19 protein-coding genes are annotated in these 16,920 nt (G+C 69.0%); 7 read left to right on the top strand and 12 right to left on the bottom strand.

Going from position 1 to position 16,920, the window contains the following annotated elements:
- Nucleotides 1-2 precede the first annotated feature (2 nt).
- Genes P7644_RS10450 through P7644_RS10440 form a run of 3 tightly spaced genes read right to left on the bottom strand, consistent with a single transcriptional unit; the run spans nucleotide 3 to nucleotide 2,798 of the window.
- Nucleotides 3-1,295: a TRAP transporter large permease gene (locus P7644_RS10450; RefSeq protein ID WP_404298888.1), complete on the bottom strand. Its 1,293-nt coding sequence runs from the start codon at nucleotides 1,293-1,295 to the stop codon at nucleotides 3-5.
- A gap of 15 nt (nucleotides 1,296-1,310) precedes the next feature.
- Nucleotides 1,311-1,820 (bottom strand): TRAP transporter small permease, encoded by a 510-nt coding sequence (locus tag P7644_RS10445; RefSeq protein WP_404298886.1) that lies wholly within the window; start codon nucleotides 1,818-1,820, stop codon nucleotides 1,311-1,313.
- Between the two features lie 15 nt (nucleotides 1,821-1,835).
- Nucleotides 1,836-2,798: a TRAP transporter substrate-binding protein gene (locus tag P7644_RS10440; RefSeq protein WP_404298885.1), complete on the bottom strand. Its 963-nt coding sequence runs from the start codon at nucleotides 2,796-2,798 to the stop codon at nucleotides 1,836-1,838.
- Between the two features lie 248 nt (nucleotides 2,799-3,046).
- On the opposite strand from P7644_RS10440, the gene P7644_RS10435 reads away from it, so the two are divergent.
- Complete coding sequence (locus P7644_RS10435) at nucleotides 3,047-3,724, top strand: GntR family transcriptional regulator (RefSeq protein ID WP_404298883.1); 678 nt, start codon at nucleotides 3,047-3,049, stop codon at nucleotides 3,722-3,724.
- 64 nt (nucleotides 3,725-3,788) lie between these two features.
- Here P7644_RS10435 and P7644_RS10430 read toward each other — a convergent pair whose 3' ends face one another.
- The 6 genes from P7644_RS10430 to mltG form a co-directional block, all read right to left on the bottom strand.
- Nucleotides 3,789-4,469 carry an ankyrin repeat domain-containing protein gene (locus P7644_RS10430; RefSeq protein WP_404298882.1) on the bottom strand — a complete coding sequence of 227 codons (681 nt, stop codon included), beginning with the start codon at nucleotides 4,467-4,469 and terminating at the stop codon, nucleotides 3,789-3,791.
- Nucleotides 4,466-5,275 carry a TatD family hydrolase gene (locus P7644_RS10425; RefSeq protein WP_404298880.1) on the bottom strand — a complete coding sequence of 270 codons (810 nt, stop codon included), beginning with the start codon at nucleotides 5,273-5,275 and terminating at the stop codon, nucleotides 4,466-4,468. The genes P7644_RS10430 and P7644_RS10425 overlap by 4 nt, the downstream gene beginning before the upstream one ends.
- Before the next feature lie 62 nt (nucleotides 5,276-5,337).
- Entirely contained in the window at nucleotides 5,338-5,697 is a 360-nt protein-coding gene (locus tag P7644_RS10420; protein WP_404298877.1) for a PilZ domain-containing protein, read from the bottom strand.
- Nucleotides 5,698-5,713: 16 nt separating this feature from the next.
- Nucleotides 5,714-6,709, bottom strand: coding sequence for a DNA polymerase III subunit delta' (locus P7644_RS10415; protein WP_404298875.1), 996 nt, complete (start codon nucleotides 6,707-6,709; stop codon nucleotides 5,714-5,716).
- Complete coding sequence (gene tmk / locus P7644_RS10410; RefSeq protein WP_404298874.1) at nucleotides 6,706-7,362, bottom strand: dTMP kinase; 657 nt, start codon at nucleotides 7,360-7,362, stop codon at nucleotides 6,706-6,708. The genes P7644_RS10415 and tmk overlap by 4 nt, the downstream gene beginning before the upstream one ends.
- Nucleotides 7,359-8,360, bottom strand: coding sequence for an endolytic transglycosylase MltG (gene mltG / locus P7644_RS10405; RefSeq protein ID WP_404298872.1), 1,002 nt, complete (start codon nucleotides 8,358-8,360; stop codon nucleotides 7,359-7,361). The genes tmk and mltG overlap by 4 nt, the downstream gene beginning before the upstream one ends.
- Nucleotides 8,361-8,406: 46 nt before the next feature.
- Between mltG and P7644_RS10400 the strand changes: the two genes are divergently transcribed.
- From P7644_RS10400 to P7644_RS10375, 6 genes are all read left to right on the top strand, one after another.
- Entirely contained in the window at nucleotides 8,407-9,345 is a 939-nt protein-coding gene (locus tag P7644_RS10400; protein ID WP_404298870.1) for a YgfZ/GcvT domain-containing protein, read from the top strand.
- Between the two features lie 59 nt (nucleotides 9,346-9,404).
- On the top strand, nucleotides 9,405-9,890 hold the full coding sequence (locus P7644_RS10395) for a nucleoside deaminase (protein ID WP_404298868.1): 486 nt from the start codon (nucleotides 9,405-9,407) through the stop codon (nucleotides 9,888-9,890).
- On the top strand, nucleotides 9,883-11,073 hold the full coding sequence (locus P7644_RS10390) for an MFS transporter (protein WP_404298866.1): 1,191 nt from the start codon (nucleotides 9,883-9,885) through the stop codon (nucleotides 11,071-11,073). The genes P7644_RS10395 and P7644_RS10390 overlap by 8 nt, the downstream gene beginning before the upstream one ends.
- A 22-nt stretch (nucleotides 11,074-11,095) precedes the next feature.
- Entirely contained in the window at nucleotides 11,096-12,679 is a 1,584-nt protein-coding gene (locus P7644_RS10385) for an ATP-binding protein (protein WP_404298864.1), read from the top strand.
- A gap of 157 nt (nucleotides 12,680-12,836) precedes the next feature.
- Nucleotides 12,837-13,481, top strand: a complete 645-nt coding sequence (locus tag P7644_RS10380) for a response regulator transcription factor (protein ID WP_404298861.1) — start codon at nucleotides 12,837-12,839, stop codon at nucleotides 13,479-13,481.
- 117 nt (nucleotides 13,482-13,598) lie between these two features.
- Nucleotides 13,599-14,087, top strand: coding sequence for a heme-binding protein (locus tag P7644_RS10375; protein ID WP_404298859.1), 489 nt, complete (start codon nucleotides 13,599-13,601; stop codon nucleotides 14,085-14,087).
- 3 nt (nucleotides 14,088-14,090) lie between these two features.
- On the opposite strand, the gene P7644_RS10370 is transcribed toward P7644_RS10375, so the two are convergent.
- The 3 genes from P7644_RS10370 to P7644_RS10360 all read right to left on the bottom strand — a co-directional run bounded on the left by P7644_RS10370 (nucleotide 14,091) and on the right by P7644_RS10360 (nucleotide 16,841).
- Nucleotides 14,091-14,951: a YbgC/FadM family acyl-CoA thioesterase gene (locus P7644_RS10370; protein WP_404298857.1), complete on the bottom strand. Its 861-nt coding sequence runs from the start codon at nucleotides 14,949-14,951 to the stop codon at nucleotides 14,091-14,093.
- A 7-nt stretch (nucleotides 14,952-14,958) separates the two neighbouring features.
- Entirely contained in the window at nucleotides 14,959-15,879 is a 921-nt protein-coding gene (locus tag P7644_RS10365; protein ID WP_404303174.1) for an alpha/beta hydrolase, read from the bottom strand.
- Nucleotides 15,880-16,016: 137 nt separating this feature from the next.
- Nucleotides 16,017-16,841, bottom strand: a complete 825-nt coding sequence (locus P7644_RS10360; protein WP_404298854.1) for an HDOD domain-containing protein — start codon at nucleotides 16,839-16,841, stop codon at nucleotides 16,017-16,019.
- Nucleotides 16,842-16,920 lie beyond the last annotated feature (79 nt).

Raw genomic sequence — 16,920 nt, 5'->3', positions numbered from 1 at the left:
GACTACATGCGCGAGGGCAGCCAGAGCACGATCTGGGGTACTGCGTACAGCAGGATCACGGCCGCCAGCATGACGAAGAACATGGGTGCGGTGACGCGGGCGATCCAGGCGATGTCGCGCTTGGTCAGGCCCTGGATCACGAACAGATTCAGCCCCACGGGCGGCGTGATCTGCGCCATCTCGACCACCAGCACGATGAAGATGCCAAACCAGATCAGGTCATAGCCTGCGGCCTGCACCGTCGGCAGCAGCACGGCAATGGTCAGCACCACCATGGAAATGCCATCGAGAAAGCAGCCCAGCACGATGAAGAACACCGTCAGCATCATGAGCAGCGCAAAGGGCGACAGCTGCAGCGAGCCAATCCATTCGGCCAGATGGCGCGGCAGCCCGATAAATCCCATGGCCAGCGTGAGGAACGCCGCCCCCGCCAGGATGAGCCCGATCATGCAGTACACGCGGCAGGCGCTGATCAGCCCCTCCCGGAACTTCTGCCAGGACAGAGACCCCTCCCAGGCCGCCAGGCCCAGCGCACCGGCCACGCCCAGGGCGGCCGCCTCGGTGGCCGTGGCAATACCGGTGTAAATGCCGCCCAGCACCAGGGCGATCAGGATCACCGCGGGAATGAGGTGGCGCGACTCGTACAGCTTCTGCAGGAAGGTCATCGATATGTCCGACGCCGGCACCTGGTCGCGGTTGAACAGCGCCCAGATGGCGATATAGCCCATGAACAGCCCGGCCAGCATCAGGCCCGGGAAGACCCCGGCTAGAAACAGCTTGGCGATGGACACATTCGCCGCCACGCCGTAGACGATCATGATGATCGACGGCGGAATCAAGAGCCCCAGGGTGGCCGCGCCCCCCAATGTGCCCACGGCCATGGCATCGGGGTAGCCGCGCCTTTTCAGCTCGGGCAGGGTCATCTTGCCGATGGTGGCGCAGGTGGCGGCCGACGAGCCGGAAATGGCGGCAAAGATGGTGCAGCCCACCACGTTGGTGTGCAGCAGCCGCCCGGGCAGCTTGTCCATCCACGGCGCGAGGCCCCGGAACATGCTGTCCGAGAGCTTGCTGCGAAACAGGATTTCGCCCATCCACAAGAACAGCGGCAACGCCGTCAGGGTCCAGGCCGAGCTTGCGCCCCAGATCGTGAGCATCATGCTGTCGCCCACCGGCCGGCTGGTGAACAGCTCCATGCCCAGCAAACCCACGGCCAGCAGGCCCAGGCCAATCCACATGCCGGCGCCCAGCACTGCGAACAGCGCAATGATCAGCACCAATGCAGCCATCATGTCCATGTTGATCTCCTCGGCTTACTCGGCCACCGAACCCGGGCCGGCGACAAACCATTCACGCCCGCGCAGGCGGGCCACGATGGCGTCCAGAAAGGCCAGCGCGAAGGCCACGCAGCCTATGGCCATGCTCAGCTGCGGAATCCACAGCGGCGTGGCATCCGCACCGGGGGAGATGTCATGCGTGGTGTACGACAGCCATACGGCGCGCACGGCAAACCAGGCCAGATAGACCGACAGGCCCAGCGCCACGATCAGCCCGCCCCACTCGAACACGGCGCGGGCCCGGCTGCCCAGGCGATCGAGCACCAGCGTGACGCGGATATGGTCACCATGCATCAGCGCCGTGGGCAGGGCAAAGAACAGGGTTGCGGCAATCGCATAGCCGGCGTAGGCGTCCAGCCCCTGGATGTCGATGAACGTCACCTGCCGCGCCAGGATCCCCAGGATAACGATCACAAACGCGGCCACCATGGACACGCAGGCGAGCCCGATGAGCAGGCGGTAGAAATGACGGGTGAGCTGATCCATGGCGAACTCCAGGTGTCAGCGCTTGCGGTAGGCGTCCACGATGGCCTTGCCTTCGGCGCCGGCCGCCTTCACCCACTCCTCGGCCATGGTGGTGCCGATGCTGGCGAATTCCTTCTTCAGCGCATCGGACGGCTCGGCCACGGTCATGCCCTTGGCGGCCAGCTCCTTCAGGTATTCCTTGTCCAGGCGCTCGCTTGCCTCCCAGCCGCGCTTCTCGGCCGCGGCGGCAGCCTTCAGGACGGCCTCCTGCAGGCCCTTGTCCAGGCTGTCGAAAGCCTTCTGGTTGACCACGGTGGCGTTGCGCGGCAGCCAGGCGTTCACGGGATAGAAGTACTTGATCTGCTCATACAGCTTGCTCTCCACGCCGCTGGCACTGGAGGTGAGGAAGTTGTTCACCGTATTCGTGGCCAGCGCCTGCCCCAGCTCGGACAGCTGGATGGTGACCGGCTGGGCCTTGAGCAGCTGCGCAATGCGCGTGGAGGTCGGGTTGTAGGCGCGCATCTTCGTGCCCGCCAGATCCGCGGGCGCCTGGATGGGCTTGTTCGAATACAGCGACTGGCCCGGCCAGGCCACGCTGTACAGCAGCTTCATGCCCTGGGAGGCGAGCAGCTTTTCCTGGGCCGGCTTGGCCACCTGGTACAGGCGCCAGGCATCGGCGTACGAGCTGGCCAGGAAAGGCACGGAATCCACGCCATACAGGGGGTTTTCGTTGGCGGCGCCCGAGAGGATGAACTCCGCCGCCGGAACCTGGCCCGTCTGCACCGCACGCTTGATCTCATTGGCCTTGTAGAGCGAGCCGCCCGGGTGCAGCGTGATCTTCAGCTTGCCGCCGGTCAGCTCTTCCACCTCTTTGGCGAACTGCTGGTTGTTCTGCGTCTGGAAGGTGTTGGCCGCATAGCCCGTGGGCAGATCCCACTTGACCTGCGCCTGGGCAGCGCCCGCCGCAACGCAGGCCATTGTCAAAAGAATGCGCTTCATGGGATGACTCCTTGGAATGAAAGTTGAAAACGGACGGCTGAAGGCAGGACGCACAGAGCTGCGGCAGCATGCCTGGTGAAAAATTGAAGAACCATTTTCTTCAAATTGTTGAACAATGATTACGCAAAAGGAGGACGATCAATATCCTGAGAAACCCTGATACGCACCAGGCGGCGCTCCTCCTGCGGCAGGCACATGCGCAAAAGTGCTGGCTACACTTGTCTCCTCCGATACCCCTCGCTTGCCCCATGACCAGTGCCACCGACCCGCAACAAAACCTCTCCGACCGCATTGCGGGGCTGGTCCGGGAAAAGATCGTCCACGGCGAATTCGCCCCGGGCCAACGCCTGTCCGAGGCGACCTTGAGCGAGAGCCTGGAGATCTCGCGCAACACGCTGCGCGAGGCCTTTCGCGTGCTGACCAAGGAGGGATTGCTCAAGCACGAGCCCAACCGCGGCGTGTCGGTGGCCATTCCCAGCATCGCGGCCATCATCGACATCTACCGCGTGCGCCGGCTCATCGAATGCCAGGCCCTGGCCCAGGCCTATCCGCGCCACCCGGCCAGGAAACGCCTGCGCCAGGCCGTGGACAGTGCGCTGCGCTGCCGCGAGGGCGGCGACTGGCGCGGCGTGGGCACGGCCAACATGGAGTTCCACAAGGCCATCGTCGAGCTGGCCGACAGCGAGCGGCTGAACGAAATGTTTGCGCACCTGCTGGCCGAGCTGCGCCTGGCCTTCGGCCTGCTCGACGACCCGGAGTTCTTGCATGCGCCCTATGTGGACGGCAACGTGAAGCTCATCGAGCTGTTCGAGGCCGGCAAGCTGCAGGAGGCCGCGGCCGCGCTGGGCGACTACCTGGTGCACTCCGAGCGCATCGTGCTGGCGGCCTACGCGCGGCGCATTTCGGACACCGGCGCGGGTCAGTGATACTCAAAGAAAAAGGGCTGTAGCGCTTACGCATCAAGCGCAGATAGCTACAAAAAAGAAAGTATCACCATTTGCCTCGATTCGGCTGGCGCCGGCGCACGGCCTGCGACACCAGCTCCACCATGTCGGCGCGGTTGGCCTGGCGCGCGAAGTCCAGCGCCGTCAGGCCCAGCTCGTTTTTGAGCTGGGGGTCTGCCCCCTCCTCGACCAGGAGCCGCGCCACGTCGGCCTGGCCGTAGCGCACGGCCATCATCAGGGGCGTGGTGCCGTTGGGCGAGGCGGCGTCGATGTAGGCGTTTTCCTCCAGCAGCAGCGCCACCATGGGCCTGGCCTCCTGCGTGGTGCCGGAGGCGGCGTAGTGCAGCGGCGCCCAGCCGGTCTTGTTGACGTCCGCGTCCCGCGCGATCAGGGCGCGTGCCGCCTCCAGGTTGCCGCGCAGCGCGGCCAGCATCAGCGCGCTCTCGTCGTTGGCGTTGCGCTCCTCGACCTTCAGGCCCTTGGCCGCAATCAGCGCGGCTGCGGCCTTGCGCGAGTCGCCCCGCAGCGCAACGATGAGCGCCGGCTGGCCCTTGGGGTCGCGCGCATTCGGGTCAAAGCCCCGCTTCAGCAAGGCGGAGATGGTCGCGTCATTGTCGAGCTCGATGGCCTTGAAAAAATCCTCATAGGAACCGGCCTGCGCCGGCCCCGACAGGGGGGCGATCGCGGCCAGGGCCAGCCACGCCAGGGTGCTGCGGCGGCTCGTCATGCGGTGCTTCCCTGCAGGAACAAATGCTCGAAGTTGCGGCTCGTGGCCCGCGCCACCTCCTCCACGGGCAAACCCTTCACGGCCGCGATCTGCTGCGCCACGAAGGGCACATAGGACGGATTGTTGGTCTTGCCGCGGTAGGGCACGGGCGCCAGGTAAGGGCTGTCGGTCTCGATGAGCAGGCGGTCCATGGGCACGAAGGCGGCCACGTCGCGCAGGTCTTGCGCGCTCTTGAAGGTGATGATGCCGGAGAACGAGACGTAGAAGCCCATGTCCAGCGCCGCGCGCGCCACCTCGGCGCTCTCGGTGAAGCAGTGGAACACGCCGCCGGCGCTGCCAGCGCCGCCGTCCTCGCCCTCCTCGCGCAGGATGGCCAGCGTGTCCTGCGATGCACTGCGCGTGTGGATCACCAGCGGCTTGGCACAGGCGCGCGCCGCGCGGATATGGGTGCGAAAGCGCTCGCGCTGCCACTCCAGGTCGGCAATGCTGCGCCCGCCCTTGCGCTCCTGCATGCCGTAATAGTCCAGCCCCGTCTCGCCGATGGCCACCACGCGCGCCAGCGCGGCGCACGCGAGCAGGTCCTGCACGCTGGGCTCGGTCATGTCCTCGGTATCCGGATGCACGCCGACGGTGGCCCAGAAGTTGTCGTACGTGGTGGCCAGGCCATGCACGGCGGGAAACTCCTCCATGGTGGTGCAGATGCACAGCGCCCGGTCCACCTGCGCCGCCGCCATGGCCTGGCGGATCTGGGGCAGCTGGTGGACAAGCTCGGGGAAATTCAGATGGCAGTGGGAATCGACAAACATGGCGGTAGAAAAACGAAAAAGCCGACCGGCGAGAGGTCGGCATCAGGGCAAAAGCGCGCCGCTCAAATGGTCTGCGTCGGCCGGTCCGAGGCCAGGGTCGTGCCCAGGATTTCCTCGATCTTGAGCTTGAGCTGGCGCGACTTCTCGTCCCTCGGGAACTGTATGCCCACACCCTGCGTGCGGTTGCCCGCCGCACGCGCGGGAGTCACCCAGGCCACGCGGCCGGCGACGGGGTAGCGCTGCGGCTCATCGGGCAGGGTGAGCAGCACGTAGACATCATCGCCCAGCCGGTACTCGCGCGTCGTGGGCACGAACATGCCGCCCTCCTCGAAGAGCGGGATATAGGCCGCGTACAGCGCGGCCTTTTCCTTGATGTTCAGCTGCATGACGCTGGGGCGCGGCGCTGTGGAGGGACTGCTCATAGATGCTCAGGGGGTATCAATGGCGCGAGTTTAGTGTGCTCTTTGCCTGGGCCACAAGCGACTCCAGCATCAGGCCGGCGTTGAAGGGATGGTCGGCCGTGCGCGCTTCCTGCGCGAGGGCGCGCGACCAGCGCGTGAGCGGCCCCACGCCCGGCGGCGCGGGCAGGTCGGCCGCGGCAAAGTAGCGCGGCTGCGCGCCCACGCTGCGCAACAGCAGGTCATGGCAGAGCTTTTGCAGCGCATCCACGGCCTGGGCCGGTTCGAGCTCGGCCAGCGCCGAAACATCGCCGCGCGCCATGGCCTTCGGAATCAACGCCCAGGCCTGGGGGCTGCGGCCGGCGCGCTGCAGGGCCAACGCATCGTCGGGCCGCCCGCCCGCGGCGCGCAGCAGGGCCTGCGCGGCATCGGGCGCCACGCCCTGCCCCGCCAGCCAGTCCTGCGCCGCATCGGGTGCGGGCCAGAGCATGGTGTGGCCCAGGCAGCGGCTGCGTATGGTGGGCAGCAGCTCGTGCGCGGCCTCGGTGGCGAGCACAAAGCGCACGTCGCCCGGCGGCTCCTCCAGCGTCTTGAGCAGGGCGTTGGCCGTGACATGGTTCATCTGCTCGGCCGGGAACACCAGCACCGCCTTGCCGCGCCCGCGCGCGCTGGTGCGCTGGGCAAACTCCACGGCGTCGCGCATGGCATCCACGCGGATCTCGCGGCTGGCCTTGCGCTTCTTGTCCTCGATCTCGGCCTGCGCCTTTTCGGGCAGGGGCCAGCCCAGGGCTAGCATTTGCGTTTCGGGCATGAGCACGCACAGGTCGGCATGGGTGTGCACGTCCACGCCGTGGCAGCTCGCGCATTGGCCGCAGGCGCCATGTTCGCCGGGCGCGTCGCACAGCCAGGCGCGCACCAGTTCCAGCGCGAGCTGGTACTGGCCCAGGCCCGAAGGGCCCTGCAGCAGCCAGGCATGGCCGCGCTGGGCCAAGAGCTGCGTGCGCTGCGCGGCGATCCAGGGCGCGACGGTGCTCATTGCGCGTCCTCGGGCAGCCAGCCGCGTGCGGCGACCATGGCCAGCATCTGGGCCGCCACGCGCTCGCGCGCCTGCGCCCCGTCGATGCGCGCAAAGCGCCCAGGCGCGGCGGCGGCGCGGTCGGCATAGCCGCGCGCCACGCGGGCGAAGAATGCGGCGGGCTCGGCCTCGAAGCGGTCAGGCGCGCGCGCCTGGGCCAGGCGCTCGGCGGCCACTTCGGGCGGCACGTCAAACCATAGGGTCAGATCGGGGTTGAGCATCAAATCGGGCTGCAACCCAATCCCCGTCTGCGCAAGCCGCTCCATATAAGAGAGCACACTCAGATCAAAGCCGCGGCCCGCGCCCTGGTAGGCAAAGGTGGCGTCGGTGAAGCGGTCGCACAGCACCACCTCGCCGCGCGCCAGCGCCGGCTCGATCACGCGCAGCAGGTGGTCGCGCCTTGCGGCAAACACCAGCAGGGTCTCGGTCAGCGCGTCCATGGCCTCGTGCAGCAGCAGCGCGCGCAGCTTCTCGGCCAGCGGCGTGCCGCCGGGCTCGCGCGTCAGCGTCACCGTGCGCCCGGCGGCGCGCAGGGCCTGGGCCAGGGTGTCGATATGCGAGGACTTGCCGGCGCCGTCTATGCCCTCGAAGGTGATGAACAACCCCTGCATCATTTCTGCCCTCGTTGGTAGCGGTTGACGGCGCGGTTGTGCTCGTCGAGCGTGGCGCTGAAATGGCTGCTGCCGTCGCCGCGCGCCACGAAGTACAGCGCGCGCGTATCCGCTGGCTGCACGGCAGCCAGCAGCGCCGCCCGTCCCGGCATGGCGATTGGCGTGGGCGGCAGGCCGGCGCGCGTGTAGGTGTTGTAGGGCGTGTCGGCCTGCAGGTCGCGCTTGCGCAGGTTGCCATCGAACCTCTCGCCCAGGCCGTAGATCACCGTGGGGTCGGTCTGCAGCAGCATGCCCACGCGCAGGCGGTTCGTGAACACGCCGGCGATCTGCGCGCGGTCCTCGGCCCGGCCGGTTTCCTTCTCCACGATGCTGGCCAGGATCAGCGCCTGCTCGGCGGATTTGAGCGGCGTATCGGGTGCGCGTTGGGCCCAGGCCGCTTCCAGGCGCCGGTCCATGGCATGCAGCGCGCGGCGCAGCACGGCCAGATCGCTGCTGCCCTTGGCGTAGGTGTAGGTGTCGGGAAAGAAACGTCCCTCGGCCGGCACGCCCGCACGGTCCAGGCGGACCATGATGTCGGCGTCGCTCAGGCCCTCGGTCTCGCTCTTGAGCTGCTCGGCGCGCGCCAGCGCCTGGCGCAGCTGGCGGAAGCTCCAGCCCTCCACCAGCGTCACGGCGCGCAGCGCCTCCTCCCCGCGCACCAGCTTCTGCAGCAGCGCATGGGGGCTGGTGTCCGGTGGAATCTCGTAGTTGCCGGCCTTGATGCCGCGGTCCTTGCCCGACAGGCGGAACCACCAGAACAGCAGGCGCGCATCGGTGTCGAAGCCGGCCTGCACCACGGCACGCGCCACGCCTCGCGGCGTAGTGCCGGGCTCTATCTCCAGCTCCAGCGGCTGCCCCGTGCCCAGGCCGGCACGCACCGGCATGGGCGAGTGCAGCCACCAGGCCGCACCAAAGGCCGCGGCCAGAGCGATGAGCAACACCAAAAGTAGGAACCTACGCACAACCCTGCAGCCCGTATGAAGGAAAGCCGGGCATCATAATTCAGCCATGACCGACCCCAAGCCAGTGCCCCCGCCCCTGCCCGTGGGCGGCGTGACCCGTTTATCCCAGCTCGGCGTGATCCGCGTAGCCGGTGAAGACGCCGCCAAATACCTGCATGGTCAGCTGACCCAGGACTTTGCGCTGCTCGATCTGCGGCACGCGCGCCTGGCGGCCTTCCTCAACGTCAAGGGCCGCATGCTGGCCAGCTGCATCGCCTTCAAGCGCAGCGACACCGAGGTGCTGCTGGTGTGCGCGCGCGACCTGCTGGCGCCCACGCTCAAGCGCCTGTCCATGTTCGTGCTGCGCGCCAAGGCCAGGCTGACCGATGCCACTGGCGACTTCGCGCTCTACGGCCTGCTGGGCGATGCGGCCCGCGCCGTGCCGCCGGCGGACGATGAGCCCTGGGCCAAGGCCGATGTGGGCGATGCCAGCGTGGTGCGGCTGTACCCAGCCGACGGCCAGGCGCGCGCCCTGTGGCTGGCGCCCGCCGCGAGCGCCGCCCCCGCCGGTGCGCCGCTGGATGAGGCACTGTGGCTGTGGAGCGAAGTCAGGAGCGGCGTCGCCACCCTGACCGCCCCAGTGGCCGAGGCCTTCGTGCCGCAGATGCTGAACTACGAGTCCGTGGGCGGCGTGAACTTCAAGAAGGGCTGCTATCCCGGCCAGGAGGTGGTGGCGCGCAGCCAGTTCCGCGGCACGCTCAAGCGCCGCGCCTATCTGGTGCACGCGCCCTCGGCCATCGCCGTGGGCGCCGAGGTGTTCGCCGAGGGTGACGCCGAACAACCCGTGGGCACCGTGGTGCAGTGCGCCGCGGCGCCCGGTGGCGGCGTGGATGCGCTGGTGTCGCTGCAGATCGCGGCCGCTGGCGGCGCGCTGCAGGTCGGCGCAGCGGACGGCGTGCCGCTCACGCTGCTGCCGCTGCCTTATGCGCTGCTTGAGGATATTTGAGGGAATTCAGGTTCTTTGAGCGCACCACCCGCACGAGCAACCAACCGAAACCCTTGGGCATGGCACCTATCACCTCCACCCACGACGTTGCACTGCTGCGCCAAGCCGTCGATTTGGCGCGCGCCAACCGCATCCAGGGCGGGCGGCCCTTTGGCGCCGTGATCGCGTGTGACGGCCAGCCACTGGCCAGCGGCGTGAACGAGATCCTCCAGACCTGCGACCCCAGCGCGCACGCCGAGATGCAGGCGCTGCGCGCGGCCACGCGCGCCAGGCGTGACGCAAGCCTTGTCGGCTGCAGCGTCTACGCCAGCGGCCACCCCTGCCCGATGTGCCTGGCGGCGCTGGTCATGGCCGGGGCCGAGCGCGTCTTCTTTGCCTTCGACAACCAGGATGCCGCGCCCTATGGCCTGTCCAGCGAAGGCAGCTACCAGCGCCTGCGCCTGTCTTTAAGCCCTCCTCCCCTGCCCATGGAGCGGCTCGATACCGGCATCAGCGCGGCGCAGCTGTACGGCGACGCTCCTTGGCCAGAAACGCCCCGTGGTTGAGCGCGCGCGCATCGCGCCGGCGTGGCTGGCCACGGTGGTGCTGGTCACGCTCAACCTGCGCCCGTTTCTCACCGCCGTGGGGCCGCTCACGCCGGCCATCCAGGCGCACACGGGCCTGAGTCTGCAGGCGTTGGCCTGGCTCACGCTGCTGCCCATGGCACTGATGGGCGCGGGCACCTGGCTCGCGCCCGCCGTGCTGCAGCGCGTGGGCGCGCGCTCCACGCTGGCGCTGGCGCTCACGCTGCTGGCGCTGGGCTGCGCTCTGCGCCTGGTTCCTGCCTGGCTGATCGCCACCGCCGCGCTGTGCGGCGTGGGCGTGGCGCTGGTGCAGGGCGTGCTGCCGGGCCTGATCAAGCTGCATACGCCGCACCATGTCGCGCCGATGATGGGTGTGTACTCGGCCGCCCTCATGGGCGGTGGCGCACTGGGGGCGCAGCTTTCTCCACTGGCGCTGCAGTGGGGCATGGACTGGAGCGGCACCCTGGCGCTGTGGTCGCTGCCCGTGCTGGCGGCGCTGGCCCTTGCCTGGTGGCAGCTGGGCCGCATGGCGCCGCCCACGGCTGCCGGAACACGCGGCGGCGCCACCGCCTGGCTGCTGCGCCGCCCACGCACCTGGTATTTGATGCTGGCCTTTGGCCTGATGAACGGCGGCTACGCCAGCATGGTCGCGTGGCTGGCGCCGCACTACCAGGAGCTGGGCTTGAGCGCCGCGCGCAGCGGCACGCTGGTCGCCGTCCTGTCGATCGCACAAGCGGTGGCCGCCCTGCTGCTGCCAGTGCTGGCCACGCGCGGCGGGCCCGATCGCCGTCCCTGGCTCTGGCTCACGCTCGGCTGCCAGGCGCTGGGCTTTGCGCTGCTGGCCACGGCACCCCTGGCCGCGCCGCTGGCGACTGTCATCGTGCTGGGCGTGGGCCTGGGCGGCTGCTTCACCTTTTTCATGCTGGTGGCACTAGAGCACTTGCACGCACCGCTGCAGGCCGGCGCGCTGAACGCGCTGATGCAGGGCGGCGGCTTTCTGCTCTCGGCCCTGCCGCCCTGGCTGATGGCGCGGCTGCACCAGGGCAGCAGCGGCTTTTCCAGCGGCTGGTGGATGCAGTGCGCCATCGCGCTGCTCGTTGCGGTGCTGGTGGCACGCTTTGCGCCCGCACGCTTCGAGCATGTGATGCGCCCGCCGGCAACGTGAAGCCGCGTGCCAGAATTTGCCCATGAACGGATTGCGCCGCATCGCCCCGTGGCTGCTGGCCTGGCTGGTGCTGGCCGCAGCCGGCTGCGCATGGCTGGTGCAGCAGCGCCTGCAGCAGCTGCATGACGCCTTCGACACCGATGCGCGCATTGCCCACCGCGTGCTCAGCCAGCGCATGGTGCAGCACGAGGCCATCCTGGCCACGCTGGTATTGCTGCAGCCCGAAGGCCCAGCGGCCGGGCCCGCGCCCTGGAGCGCACTCACCCGGCCCTACCCGCAGGTGCGCGAAGTGCTGCGCCACGTCGATGCCGCCCAGGCCTGGCCCGCCGGCTGGCCGCAGGGCATGGATGCAGCACTCGCACAGTCGCGCGCCAGCGGCCACGCCGTGCTGGCCCAGAGCGACCTGGCCAGCGGCCAGCTCTATCTGGTGCTGGCCGGCTCGCCCGCCAGCTTTGCGCTGCACCTGGACCTGCACACCACGGTACTGACCGACGACTGGCCACTGCTCGCCGGCAGCCCGGTGCGGGCCTGGCTCACGCTCGGCAGCCAGCGCTACGAGATCCAGGGCGGTACGGAGGAAGCAGGACGCTGGCACTGGCGGGCCGAGAAGACGCTCGCGGCCGCGAGCCAGCCCCTGGCGCTGCACATGCAGCAGACGGTGCGCGCCGGCATGCTGCCCTGGGCTGAGCTGCTCGGCTGGGTGGCGGGCAGCGCCGCCCTTCTCGCCGCACTGCGCCAGCTGCTGCGCCAGCGCGTGGCCCGCCGGCGCGCCGAGCAGTTGCTGCAGCTGGGCCAGGTGGCGCGGTTGAACACCCTGGGGGAGCTCGCCGCCGGCATGGCGCACGAGCTCAACCAGCCGCTCACGGCGGTGCTCGCCAGCAGCCAGGCCGCGCAGCGCCTGCTGGCCGACGATGAACCCGACATGCCGCTGCTGCGCCAGGCCCTGGCACAGGCGGTGGCGCAGGCGCGGCGCGCATCGGACGTGGTGACGCGGCTGCGCCGCCTGGTCGAACGCCCGGACGCGGCGGCGCGAACCAGGGCCATCGACCTGCCCCAGGCCGTCACCGACGCGCTGCACCTGCTCGAACCCCAGCTTGCCGCCCACAAGGTGCAGGTGCACCCGCAGTTCGCGCCCGGCCTTCCCGCCGCCAGCGCCGATGCGGTGGCGTTGCAGCAAATCCTGCACAACCTGCTGGCCAACGCGCTGCAGGCGATCGAGCCGATGCCCCTGGGCGAACGCCAGATCTGGATCACGATCGCGCACCAGGGCGCGCAGTTGCTGCTCACGGTGCGCGACAGCGGCCCCGGCATCGCCCCCGACATGCTGCCCCGTCTGTTCATTCCGTTTGCCAGCAACCGTGCCCACGGCCTGGGACTGGGATTGACGCTGAGCCAAAGCCTGGCCGAGAGCATGGGCGCCAGCCTGCAGCTGCACGAGGCCGCCACCGGCCCCGGGGCCTGTTTTGCCCTGCGCCTGCCGGTGCACACCCTAAGAGCGTGTTCAAGGTCTTTTCATGGAGCCCGTTGCCCCGCAAAGGCGGCAGATGCAAGGCGCAAACCGCAGCCGGGCTGGTGGCCCGGCGAGGATTTGCAACGCCGCAGATGATGTTTTTGCGGGGCAACCCTTCGGGCAAGGCAGCAAAAGGCCGCACTCGTCGTTGCCCGCCTTACCCAGGCCGCCAGCATGGGCTGCGGCGTGCGCCTAGATTGCAGCCTTTTGCTGCCTTGCGGGCTCCATGAAAAGACCTTGAACACGCTCTAAGATGACCGCCTCCAACGCAGACCTATCCCCGTTGATCCACCTGGTGGACGATGACGACGCAGTACGCGCCAGTCTGGCGCTGCTCATTTCCACCATTGGCCTGCGCGTGCAGACCTGGGCCGATCCCTTGGCGTTTGCCGCGCAGTTCGACCGCGAAGGCATAGGCGCCATCGTGCTCGACGTGCGCATGCCCGGCATCGGCGGCCTGGTGCTGCTGGCGCAGCTCGTGGACCAGGGGGTGGACCACCCCATCGTCCTGCTGACCGGCCACGGCACGGTGGACATGTGCCGACGCGCATTCAAGGCCGGCGCGGCGGAGTTCCTGGAAAAACCGGTGGACGACGAACTGCTGCTGGAGACGCTGCAGGCGGCCGTGCGCCAGCATGTGCGCGCGCGCCAGCAACGCCGGGCGGATCGCGATGCCGAGCAGCGGTTTGCCGAACTCTCCACGCGCGAACGCCAGGTTCTGGCGCTGATCGTGCAAGGCCTGTCGAACAAGGAAATGGCACGCGCACTGGAGCTTTCGCCACGCACCGTGGAGGTACACCGCGCCAACCTGTTCGCCAAGCTGCAGGTGCCAAGCCTGGCATACCTCGTGCGCCGCTACGCCAGCCTGGCGGAAATGGATGCGCCGCCCACCGCGTAAAACTACGTAACGCCCAGCGTAGCCATGCGAATGGTGCGCAAGGGAGGCTTTTTCTACAGTCGCATCCATGCCTGCAGCGCCGCTGCGGCGCCTGTCAACCTGCCGGAGAAAGCACCCATGCAAACCAAGACCATCGCCCTGCTCGCCACCACCGTCATCGCCTGTGCCGCCAACGCCCAGGCCGTGCGCACCGAGAAAAACATGTCGCTGGAGCTCGCCAGCCAGATCGCCACGCGCAGCGTTGCCGCCTGCGCCGCCAATGGCTACGCGGTGACGGCCACCGTGGTGGATCGCGCCGGCCAGGTGCGCGCGCAGCTGCGCGCCGACAACGCCGGCCCCCACACCCTGGAAGCCAGCCGCCTGAAGGCCTATACCTCGGCATCGGCGAAGAACAGCACCAGCGCCATCATGGAAGGCTCGCAGAAGAACCCCGGCGCGGTCAACCTGGGCCAGATCCCGGGCTACCTGTTGCTGGGCGGCGGTCTGCCGATCAAGGTGGGCAACGAGGTGATCGGCGCCGTGGGCATTGGCGGCGCCCCCGGCGGCCATCTGGACGAGCAATGCGCCAAGGCGGCGCTCGACCAGGTGCAGGAATTACTCAAGTAAGCGCTACGACAACACCCGCCGCATGGTGATGTGCGCTATGCCGGCCTCCTCGAACGGCTCGCCCTGCACCTCGAAGCCGGCGCGGCGGTAAAAGCCCTCGGCGCTGCGCTGGGCGTGCAGCGTGACCTCGGCGTCGCCGCGTGCCTGCGCGGCATGCACCAGGGCGTCGAGCACCATGCGGCCCCAGCGCTGGCCGCGCACCACGCGGTCCACGGCCATGCGGCCTATGCGCGCATCACCCGGCGCCGCGTACAGCAGGCGGCCCGTGGCTATCGGCTGCGCCAGGCGGTTGTAGGCCACGGCGTGCACGGCCGTGGCATCGTGCTCGTCAAGCTCGATCGCTGGGTCTATGCCCTGCTCCTGCACGAACACCGCCATGCGCAGCTGGGTGGCATCGCGGCCCAGCGTGGCCCAGTCGCCCACGCGCAGCTCCACCATCTCGCCGCCGTCCTCGAAGTGCTCGATCATGGCGCGCAGCTGGGGCGGCACGGCGCGCTTGGTCTGTGTGGCCGGGTCGGCGAAGACATAGACCAGCTCGACGGCGGCCAGCAGCCGCTCGCCCGCGAACATGCCGCATTCGAACACCAGCGAGCTGTTGCCCACGCGCGCGCAGCGCAGCCCCAAGTCGAGCAGGTCATCCAGGCGCGCCGAGGCGTGGTACTCGACGCTGGCCTTCTTCAGGTACACCTCGCCGCCCAGGGCCCGCATGCCGGCCTCATAGGGCATGGCCAGCGCGCGCCAGTATTCGGTCATGGCGCAGTCGGCATAGCTGAGGTAGTGGGCGTTGAAGACGATTTTCTGCATGTCCACCTCGGACCAGCGCACACGCAGGCGGTGAAGGCAGCGAAAGTCTTGGCGTTGCATAGGGGTGTCACTCCATGTGAAAGGCGGTGCGCAGCGCGCACGCCGCGTCCTGGTGGGCGCGCCGCGCCTCGGGAATGGCGCGACCCATCTTGATGAATTCGTGCGTCACGCCGTGGTAGATCTCCAGATCCACGGCCACGCCGGCGGCGCGCAGCTTGTCGCCGTAGGCCACGCCCTCGTCCACCAGCGGGTCGCATTCGGCCAGGCCGATCCAGGCGGGCGCCACGCCGTCGACGTCGGGGGCGAGCAGCGGGGCGAAGCGCCAGTCCTCGCGCTCGGCGTGGCCGGGGATGTATTGGTTGAAGAACCAGCCGATGGCCGCGCGGTCGAGCACCGGGCCGTGGGCAAACTCGGTGTGCGAGGGCGTGTCCTGGTGCGCCGTGGTGCCGGGGTAGATCAGCAGCTGCAGCGCCAGCGGCAGGCCGGCATCGCGCGCCAGGATGGCATTCACGGCCGCCAGCGTGCCGCCCGCGCTGTCGCCGCCCACGGCCAGGCGCGCGGGGTCGGCGCCCAGCCGGGCTGCGTTGGCAGCCAGCCAGGCCAGCGCGTCCCAGGCATCGTTGCTGGCGGTGGGGAAGGGATGCTCGGGCGCCAGGCGGTAGTCGATCGACAGCACCATGCAGCCGGCCAGGCGCGCCAGCTCGCGGCACAGCACGTCGTGCGTGGCAATGCTACCTATGGTGAAGCCGCCGCCGTGCAGGTACAAGAGCAGCGGCAGGCCGGGCCGCGTGGCGCTTGCATACAGGCGCGCGGGCAGCCGCGCCCCGTCGCGCGCCGGGATATGCAGATCTTCCACGCGCGCCAGCACGGCCTTGGGGACTTCCAGCACGCCGGCGCCCAACTCGTAGGCGGCGCGCGCCTCCAACGGGGTCAGGGTATGCAGCGGGGGGCGGCCGGCGCGCGCCATGCGCTCGGTGACGCTACGCATCTGCGGCGTGAGCCGCGCGTGGGAACTGGAGGCGATATCGGTCGTCAATGCTCAAAATCCTTGGTTTGCTTGCAGCGCCCCTGCACGGGCTGCGCACCCGGCAGGCCGGCACCATGGCCTTCATCTGCCGGGCAGGCTCAAACGTATTCCCCGGCGTCCGAGCGCGCCATCCAGTCGATCGGGTCCTGCTGCAGCACCATGTCGATGTCCAGGCCCAGGGTCACGCCCACCTCGCCGGGAAAGGACACGGCCAGCTCGCGCTCGCCCAGCGCCGCCTCGCGCGCGCGCGCACGCCAGGCGGCCAGGTGCAGCACGCCGGCCAGGGGTTCGCAGGAATTATTCTCAAAGGGCGCCTGGTGATGGCGCAGGGCGTCCACCACCACATCCGGCAGCTGCCAGCGCACGGCCAGCCCCGCGCTGACCTGGGCGTAGCAGTAGCCCAACAGGCGCAGCTCCAGCTTGGCGCGGCGCGGATCCAGCGGCGCCAGCAGGGTGTTGATGGACTGCATGCGCTCGGGGGCGCCCAGGTGCAGCGCCAGCTCGCCCACAGCATGCAGCAGGCCTGCCGTGTAGGCCGCAATCTGGTTCTGGTGCACCAGGCCCGCGAACGAGCGCGCCAGCTTGGCCGTATTCAGACTGTAGCGCCAGAAATGCTGCAGGTTCACGCCCGGCACCGAGCGCGAGCTGGCGCCCAGCGGCGCCGAGCTCACCAGCCTGCGCAGCTGGGCCACGCCCAGCAGGGCCAGTGCCTCGGGAATGCCTGCGATCTGCCTCTGGGCGCCGAACGACGGGGAGTTGGCCTCCTGCAGCAGGCGCGCGGCGAGCGCCGGGTCGGAACCAAAATGCTGGTTCAGACGCCGCAGACTGGGCTCGGCACTGCCCAGTTCATTCATCAGTAGCGCCACGGCACGTGGCAGGCTGGGCAGCATGAAGGGCTGCGCCAGCAGGGCTTGAAGCTCCATGGGGATGGCAGGATTGGAAACGGACGAGGCGCCGATTATGTGCGTGGTGCGACCCATTGCAGCGTCCACGCCCAACGCA

The sequence above is a fragment of the Alicycliphilus denitrificans genome (genome assembly GCF_044792555.1).
Classification (GTDB): domain Bacteria; phylum Pseudomonadota; class Gammaproteobacteria; order Burkholderiales; family Burkholderiaceae_C; genus Alicycliphilus; species Alicycliphilus denitrificans_A.
The sequence above is the reverse complement of the archived record's forward strand: the minus strand, read 5'-3'. Positions and strand labels throughout refer to the sequence as shown.

Coding starts and splice junctions, on each gene's coding strand:
- P7644_RS10450 (WP_404298888.1), bottom strand. CDS start 1,295: ATGGACATGATGGCTGCATTGGTGCTGATCATTGCGCTGTTCGCAGTG.
- P7644_RS10445 (WP_404298886.1), bottom strand. CDS start 1,820: ATGGATCAGCTCACCCGTCATTTCTACCGCCTGCTCATCGGGCTCGCC.
- P7644_RS10440 (WP_404298885.1), bottom strand. CDS start 2,798: ATGAAGCGCATTCTTTTGACAATGGCCTGCGTTGCGGCGGGCGCTGCC.
- P7644_RS10435 (WP_404298883.1), top strand. CDS start 3,047: ATGACCAGTGCCACCGACCCGCAACAAAACCTCTCCGACCGCATTGCG.
- P7644_RS10430 (WP_404298882.1), bottom strand. CDS start 4,469: ATGACGAGCCGCCGCAGCACCCTGGCGTGGCTGGCCCTGGCCGCGATC.
- P7644_RS10425 (WP_404298880.1), bottom strand. CDS start 5,275: ATGTTTGTCGATTCCCACTGCCATCTGAATTTCCCCGAGCTTGTCCAC.
- P7644_RS10420 (WP_404298877.1), bottom strand. CDS start 5,697: ATGAGCAGTCCCTCCACAGCGCCGCGCCCCAGCGTCATGCAGCTGAAC.
- P7644_RS10415 (WP_404298875.1), bottom strand. CDS start 6,709: ATGAGCACCGTCGCGCCCTGGATCGCCGCGCAGCGCACGCAGCTCTTG.
- tmk (WP_404298874.1), bottom strand. CDS start 7,362: ATGATGCAGGGGTTGTTCATCACCTTCGAGGGCATAGACGGCGCCGGC.
- P7644_RS10400 (WP_404298870.1), top strand. CDS start 8,407: ATGACCGACCCCAAGCCAGTGCCCCCGCCCCTGCCCGTGGGCGGCGTG.
- P7644_RS10395 (WP_404298868.1), top strand. CDS start 9,405: ATGGCACCTATCACCTCCACCCACGACGTTGCACTGCTGCGCCAAGCC.
- P7644_RS10385 (WP_404298864.1), top strand. CDS start 11,096: ATGAACGGATTGCGCCGCATCGCCCCGTGGCTGCTGGCCTGGCTGGTG.
- P7644_RS10380 (WP_404298861.1), top strand. CDS start 12,837: ATGACCGCCTCCAACGCAGACCTATCCCCGTTGATCCACCTGGTGGAC.
- P7644_RS10375 (WP_404298859.1), top strand. CDS start 13,599: ATGCAAACCAAGACCATCGCCCTGCTCGCCACCACCGTCATCGCCTGT.
- P7644_RS10370 (WP_404298857.1), bottom strand. CDS start 14,951: ATGCAACGCCAAGACTTTCGCTGCCTTCACCGCCTGCGTGTGCGCTGG.
- P7644_RS10365 (WP_404303174.1), bottom strand. CDS start 15,879: ATGCGTAGCGTCACCGAGCGCATGGCGCGCGCCGGCCGCCCCCCGCTG.
- P7644_RS10360 (WP_404298854.1), bottom strand. CDS start 16,841: ATGGAGCTTCAAGCCCTGCTGGCGCAGCCCTTCATGCTGCCCAGCCTG.